Source organism: Streptomyces sp. NPDC044921, assembly GCF_056432865.1.
This window is the reverse complement of record NZ_JBWKIF010000038.1, coordinates 1-6,065: the sequence shown is the minus strand read 5'-3', so window position 1 is coordinate 6,065 and position 6,065 is coordinate 1. Positions and strand designations below refer to the sequence as shown.

Annotated in this window: 7 protein-coding genes; 4 read left to right on the top strand and 3 right to left on the bottom strand. The window is 73.0% G+C overall.

Annotated features, from left to right (window positions below):
* The 3 genes from AC07DA_RS35345 to AC07DA_RS35335 all read right to left on the bottom strand — a co-directional run.
* The coding region (locus AC07DA_RS35345) for an NADH-quinone oxidoreductase subunit C (protein WP_479132349.1) at nucleotides 1-673 on the bottom strand (673 nt) is incomplete at its 3' end.
* Nucleotides 670-1,437 (bottom strand): NADH-quinone oxidoreductase subunit B, encoded by a 768-nt coding sequence (locus tag AC07DA_RS35340; protein WP_479132347.1) that lies wholly within the window; start codon nucleotides 1,435-1,437, stop codon nucleotides 670-672. The genes AC07DA_RS35340 and AC07DA_RS35345, both read right to left, overlap by 4 nt.
* On the bottom strand, nucleotides 1,428-1,835 hold the full coding sequence (locus tag AC07DA_RS35335; protein ID WP_094054411.1) for an NADH-quinone oxidoreductase subunit A: 408 nt from the start codon (nucleotides 1,833-1,835) through the stop codon (nucleotides 1,428-1,430). The genes AC07DA_RS35340 and AC07DA_RS35335 overlap by 10 nt, the downstream gene beginning before the upstream one ends.
* Nucleotides 1,836-2,093: 258 nt before the next feature.
* Between AC07DA_RS35335 and AC07DA_RS35330 the strand changes: the two genes are divergently transcribed.
* The 4 genes from AC07DA_RS35330 to AC07DA_RS35315 all read left to right on the top strand — a co-directional run.
* Nucleotides 2,094-3,317 (top strand): sensor histidine kinase, encoded by a 1,224-nt coding sequence (locus AC07DA_RS35330; RefSeq protein ID WP_479132346.1) that lies wholly within the window; start codon nucleotides 2,094-2,096, stop codon nucleotides 3,315-3,317.
* Between the two features lie 138 nt (nucleotides 3,318-3,455).
* Nucleotides 3,456-4,817 (top strand): sensor histidine kinase, encoded by a 1,362-nt coding sequence (locus AC07DA_RS35325; RefSeq protein WP_479132345.1) that lies wholly within the window; start codon nucleotides 3,456-3,458, stop codon nucleotides 4,815-4,817.
* Nucleotides 4,818-5,051: 234 nt separating this feature from the next.
* The gene (locus tag AC07DA_RS35320) at nucleotides 5,052-5,723 is read left to right on the top strand and encodes a LuxR C-terminal-related transcriptional regulator (RefSeq protein ID WP_479132343.1); all 672 of its coding nucleotides are present in this window, start codon (nucleotides 5,052-5,054) and stop codon (nucleotides 5,721-5,723) included.
* Between the two features lie 157 nt (nucleotides 5,724-5,880).
* Nucleotides 5,881-6,065 (top strand): hypothetical protein (locus tag AC07DA_RS35315; protein ID WP_479132342.1); only part of this gene is annotated, 185 nt, incomplete at its 3' end.

The window sequence follows — 6,065 nt, the reverse complement described above, 5'->3', positions numbered from 1 at the left end:
CCGCCGAACGCGTCCGGCGTACCGGGCGGTCCCCGGCCGCGCGCACCGGGCGGTCCCCCGGTGTGCGGGCCGGGCCGCGGGACGGGCGGGTGGGGGCCGGGGGGAGCTGGCCCTTCAGGGGGCCCCACTCGTTCGGGTCGGGGACGCCGGGCGGGAGCATCTGGCGGCGCTTGGGGCCGCCGTGCTCCGACTCGCCGGGCTCCTTCGCGCCGGGCCAGGCCTTGGCGACCCGGGCGGCGAGGACGAAGTCCTTGCGCAGGGGGTGGCCCTCGAAGTTCTCGGGCAGGAGGAGGTGGTCCAGCGCCGGGTGGCCCTCGAAGGTGACGCCGAACATCTCGTGCGTCTCACGCTCGTGCCAGGCGGCACCGGCGTACACACCGATCGCCGACGGCAGGGCCGGGGCGTCGTGCGGGACGGTCGTGCGCAGCAGGAGACGGCGGACCGGGGACAACGCGGCGACGTGTGCCGCGACGCGGAAACCGGTGCCCGGTTCGTCGACCGCGCTCAGCCAGTCGAAGTAGGTGCAGCCGAGCCGGTCACGGGCGGTCTCCAGGGCGGAGATCCAGGCGGCCGGGGGCACATCGACCGTGAGGACCTCGTAGGACTCCTCGGCGGTGGCGTCGGGGCCGAAGAGTTCCCCGGCGTCGGCGGGGAGCCAGCCGACCGCGGTCATCGGCCCTCCCCGGACGTCGACCCGGACCCAGATCCGGATCCAGACCCGGACCCGGACCCGGACGACGACCCGGACCCGAACCCGGATCCGGAGTCGGATTCAGACCCGGAGTCGGATCCGGACCCGGACCCGGAGTCGGATCCGGACCCGGCCCCTGTCCCGGTCGCCGGGCCGGTGACCGGGACAGGGGCCGGCGGCTGTACGAGGCCGCTCTGCAGGGCCGCCGCCGAGGGGCGTTCCGCACCCGTCCCGTACCGCTCCCCCAGCGACTCGCGGGCGATCTTCTCCTGGAGCTTGAGGATGCCCTGCAGGAGCGCCTCGGGCCGGGGCGGGCAGCCGGGGACGTAGACGTCCACGGGGATGATCTGGTCGACGCCCTTGGTGACGGAGTACGAGTCCCAGTACGGGCCGCCGCAGTTGGAGCAGGCGCCGAAGGAGATGACGTACTTGGGCTCGGGCATCTGCTCGTACAGGCGCTTCACGGCGGGGGCCATCTTGTCCGTGACCGTGCCGGAGACGACCATCAGGTCGGCCTGCCGCGGGCCCGGCGCGAAGGGGATGACGCCGAGGCGGATGAAGTCGTGGCGGGCCATCGACGCGGCGATGAACTCGATGGCGCAGCAGGCGAGTCCGAAGTTGAAGACCCAGAGCGAGTAGCGGCGGCCCCAGTTCAGGATCACCTTCATCGGCTCGGGCGCGAGGCGCGCGAGGGCGCCGAGCCGCTTCGGCTCGGGCAGCAGCACGGGCTCGGGGGTCACGTCCATGCCAGGACGCCCTTCTTGTAGGCGTAGAGCAGGCCCACGGCCAGGAAGCCGAGGAAGATGAACATCTCCACCAGGGTCGTCGCACCGTAGCCGGGAGCGGCGAAGACAGTGGCCCAGGGGAACAGGAAGATGGAGTCGACGGCGAAGATCACGTAGAGGAACGCGTAGACGTAGTAGCGGACCTGGGTGTGGGCCCAGCCCTCGCCGACGGGGTCGACGCCGCACTCGTACGTCAGCAGTTTCTCCGGCGTGGGCACCACGGGCCGCAGCAGGCGGCCGGCCCCGAAGGCGACGGCGACGAACAGCACGCCGACGACGGCGAGCAGTCCGACGACCGAGTAGGACTGGAAGTAGTCCGCCGCGACGACGGTCGTGGTGACGACGGTCCGTTCCGGCACGTCCGTCCCTCGCTCCCTGAAACTCGGACTGGATCCTGCGCCGAGACCGCGGCGTCCCGGTCGGCCGGGACGGCGTCCCGGCCCTGCCGGGACACGGGTGCCGCTGTTCGACGATCTGTACGCACGGGAGTCTAGGCCCTGATAAAGGCAGGGTAAGCAGCCCGTCACGCCCCGGCATGCGGGGGTGGGGTTTTCCTCAGTGGATCCTGGCGGTCCACCTCATGGCGCGGTGGTGTGCCGCCGGGCACGCTTACGCGTATGACCGAACGCTTCCCGTCGCCCGGCACCCCCGGGACCAAGACGGCGGCCGGGCGGGACGACCGCCCGCCCCCGCCCCGTCTCGCCTACGACCGGCACACCTGGAAGGAGATCGCGCACCTCCTGGCGAACCTTCCGGTGGCGCTGCTCGGCTTCACCTATGTGATGACGGTGCTCTTCACCGGCTTGGGCCTGACGCTCACCGTGGTCGGCTTGCCGCTGCTGGCGGCCGGGCTCATGGGGGCGCGGCAGCTGGGCAGGATGGAGCGGGCCAGGGCCCGGGCGCTGCTCGGGGTGCGGGTGGACGAGCCGAGCCGGCTGCGGCTGCGCGGCGGGGGCGGCTTCTTCCAGCGGTTGTGGATGCAGCTGAAGGACCCGGTGGGCTGGCGCACGGTGCTGTACGAGGCCGTCCGGCTGCCGTGGGGGGTCTTCACGTTCGCGTTCACGCTGACCTCGCTGTTCGTGCTGTGGCCGGTGCTGCCGTTCGTGGCGCGGGGTCTGACCAACGTGGACCGGGCGATGGTGCGGGGGCTGCTGTCGCCCTCGGACGAGCTGGAGCGGCGCATCGCGGAGCTGGAGTCGGACCGGGGCGTGGTGGTCGACACGGCGGCGGCGGACCTGCGGCGCATCGAGCGGGACCTGCACGACGGGGCGCAGGCCCGGCTGGTCAATCTGGCGATGGGCCTGGGCCTGGCCAAGGAGAAGGTGCTGGAGGACCCGGACGCGGCGGCCGCGATGGTCGAGGAGGCGCACGGAGAGGTGAAGCTGGCGCTGCAGGAGCTGCGGGACCTGGCCCGGGGCATCCACCCGGCGGTGCTGACCGACCGCGGCCTGGACGCGGCCCTGTCCTCGGTCGCCTCGCGGTGCACGGTGCCGGTCAAGGTGACGGTCGACCTGCCCGCCCGGCCCGCCGCGGCGATCGAGGGCATCGCCTACTTCACCGTCTCGGAGCTGCTGCAGAACGTCAGCAAGCACAGCCGGGCGAAGTCGGCGTCGGTGGAGGTGTGGCGCACGGACGACCGGTTGCTCATCCAGGTGTGGGACGACGGCCGCGGGGGCGCGCGCCTGGACGGCGGCACGGGGATGAGGGGCCTGGCCGACCGGCTGGACGCCGTGGACGGCCTGTTCGTCCTGGAGTCCCCCGAGGGCGGCCCGACGACGGTCACGGCGGAACTGCCGTGGCGCGACCGCGCGGACGCCGCCGCCCCGGACGCCCGGCACTAGGGCCGGACCGCGCGCGGGCCCGGGGTGGGGAAAACCCCCCGGCCAAGACGCCGACGACCTCCATGGTCCGCCGACCTGCGGCGGAGCAGGGTGGATGGCGGGGAACACAGCCGCAGGACGAGGAGAAGGACGACGCCGATGGCCACGGAGTACGGACAGGGATACGGGCTCGGCAGCGGGTCCGGGTTCACCGGGAGCACCGAACGGCGGCACCGGCTGCCCGCCGCGCTGCGCGCCCCGGTCGAGGGCCGCACCTGGCGCGAGCTCGGTTACGTGCTGCTGAGCCTGCCGGTCAGCATCCTGCTGTTCACCTACGCCGTCACGATGGTGTCGCTGGGGGCGGGCCTGCTGGTGACGTTCCTCGGCATCCCCGTGCTGGCGGCCGCGCTCGCCGGGTGCCGCGGCATCGGAGCCCTGGAGCGGGTGCGGGCCAGGGCGCTGCTGGACCTGGACGTGGCCGACCCGGAGCCGCTGCGGGTGCAGCGGCAGGGCACCCTGGCGTGGATGGGCGCCGTCCTCAAGAGCGGCACCTCGTGGCGGGCGCTGCTGTACTCGGTGCTGCAACTGCCCTGGGCGGTGTTCTCGTTCGGCGTCACCGTGAGCGTGTGGGCGCTGGGCTGGGGGCTGCTGACGTACCCGCTGTGGTTCTGGGCGCTGCCGGTGCACGCCGGGCAGAACGGGATCCAGCTGTACGGCGACGAGACGCACCGCGTCTACCTGGACAACCCCTTCGAGATCACGGTGACGGCGCTGGTGGGTCTGCTCTTCACGATCGCCACGCCGTGGATCGTGCGGGCCCTGACGATGGTGGACCGGCTGATGGTGCACGGGCTGCTCGGGCCCTCGCGGCTGGCGTCGCGGGTGGTGGAGCTGGAGTCGGACCGGGGGGTCGTGGTCGACACGGCGGCGGCGGACCTGCGGCGCATCGAGCGGGACCTGCACGACGGGGCGCAGGCCCGGCTGGTGGCCCTGGCCATGGACCTGGGGCTCGCGAAGGAGAAGCTCCACGAGGATCCGGAAGCGGCCCGGCGGATGGTGGACGAGGCGCACGGCGAGGTGAAGACGGCGCTGCAGGAGCTGCGGGACCTGGCCCGGGGCATCCACCCGGCGGTGCTGACCGACCGCGGCCTGGACGCGGCCCTGTCCTCGGTGGCCTCGCGCTGCACGGTGCCGGTGCAGGTGGAGGTCGACCTGGCGGAGCGGCCGGCGCCGGCGATCGAGGGGATCGCCTACTTCACGGTGTCGGAGCTGCTGCAGAACATCAGCAAGCACTCCCGGGCGACCTGGGCGGGCGTGGAGGTGTGGCGGACGGAGAGCCGGCTGATGCTCCAGGTCGTGGACAACGGCGTGGGCGGGGCCGAGATGTCCCGGGGGTCCGGGCTGGCGGGGCTGGCGGAGCGGCTCGACGCGGTGGACGGGATCCTGGTGGTCGACTCGCCGGCGGGCGGGCCGACCCGGGTGACGGCCGAGCTGCCGTGGCGCGGGGAGCACGTGCGGTGACCGACGCGGGGGCCCGGGCCTGAACCCGTCTGCGCCCTGGACGACGTGACCGGCCGGAGGGCACTGCCCTCCGGCCCTGATCGCTGCCCGCCGTCACCCGAATCGGCCGGTCGAGAAGCGGGTCCCGCCCCCACGCACCCGCCGAGCCTGAAATGCTGGAACCTGTCGCACGGGTGGGCGCGGGGCCGTTGTGGGCCGCGGACGGGCGGCTCGGGCTGTGGGGGGCCGAACATCGTGGAGGACAGGGTGCGGGTGGTCATCGCCGAGGATTCCGTGCTGCTCAGGGAGGGACTGACCCGGCTGCTGACCGACCGGGGGCACGAGGTGGTCGCCGGGGTCGGCGACGGCGAGGCGCTGATCAAGACCATCACGGAGCTGGACGCGCAGGGCGAGCTGCCGGACGTGGTCGTCGCCGACGTGCGGATGCCGCCGACGCACACCGACGAAGGCGTCCGGGCGGCGGTGCAGTTGCGCAAGGCGCACCCGGGGCTGGGTGTGCTGGTGCTGTCGCAGTACGTGGAGGAGCGCTACGCGACGGAGCTGCTGGCGGGCTCCAGCCGGGGCGTCGGCTATCTGCTGAAGGACCGGGTGGCGGAGGTCCGCGAGTTCGTGGACGCGGTGGTGCGGGTGGCCGGGGGCGGTACGGCGCTGGACCCGGAGGTGGTCGCGCAGCTGCTGGGCCGCAGCCGCAAGCAGGACGTGCTGGCGGGGCTGACCCCGAGGGAGCGGGAGGTGCTGGGGCTGATGGCGGAGGGGCGGACCAACTCGGCGATCGCCCGGCAGCTGGTGGTGAGCGACGGGGCGGTCGAGAAGCACGTCAGCAACATCTTCCTCAAGCTGGGGCTGTCCCCGAGCGAGGGCGACCACCGCCGCGTGCTGGCCGTGCTGACGTACCTCAATTCGTGAGACTCCCGGCATGCGGGTCAGGGCGCTCGAACGTCTCGAAGTCGTGTCCAACATGCGAATGACCCGAGGAAGGGGATCCTCGCGGTCGTAGGGTTGATCTGGGAGGGCCTGCGGGAAGGCCTGTCCCGGACAGCCGCCTCTAGGGAGGTCCAGTTCAGTGACCAGCCAGGTCAGTAGCCCAGCGGAGCAGGCCGACGGAGCAGTCGTAGCGGAGCAGCGCGAAGCGGCGGGCGCGAAGGACGTCCGGCGCCTGGACCGGGTGATCATCAGGTTCGCGGGGGACTCGGGTGACGGTATGCAGCTCACCGGTGACCGTTTCACCTCGGAGACCGCGTCGTTCGG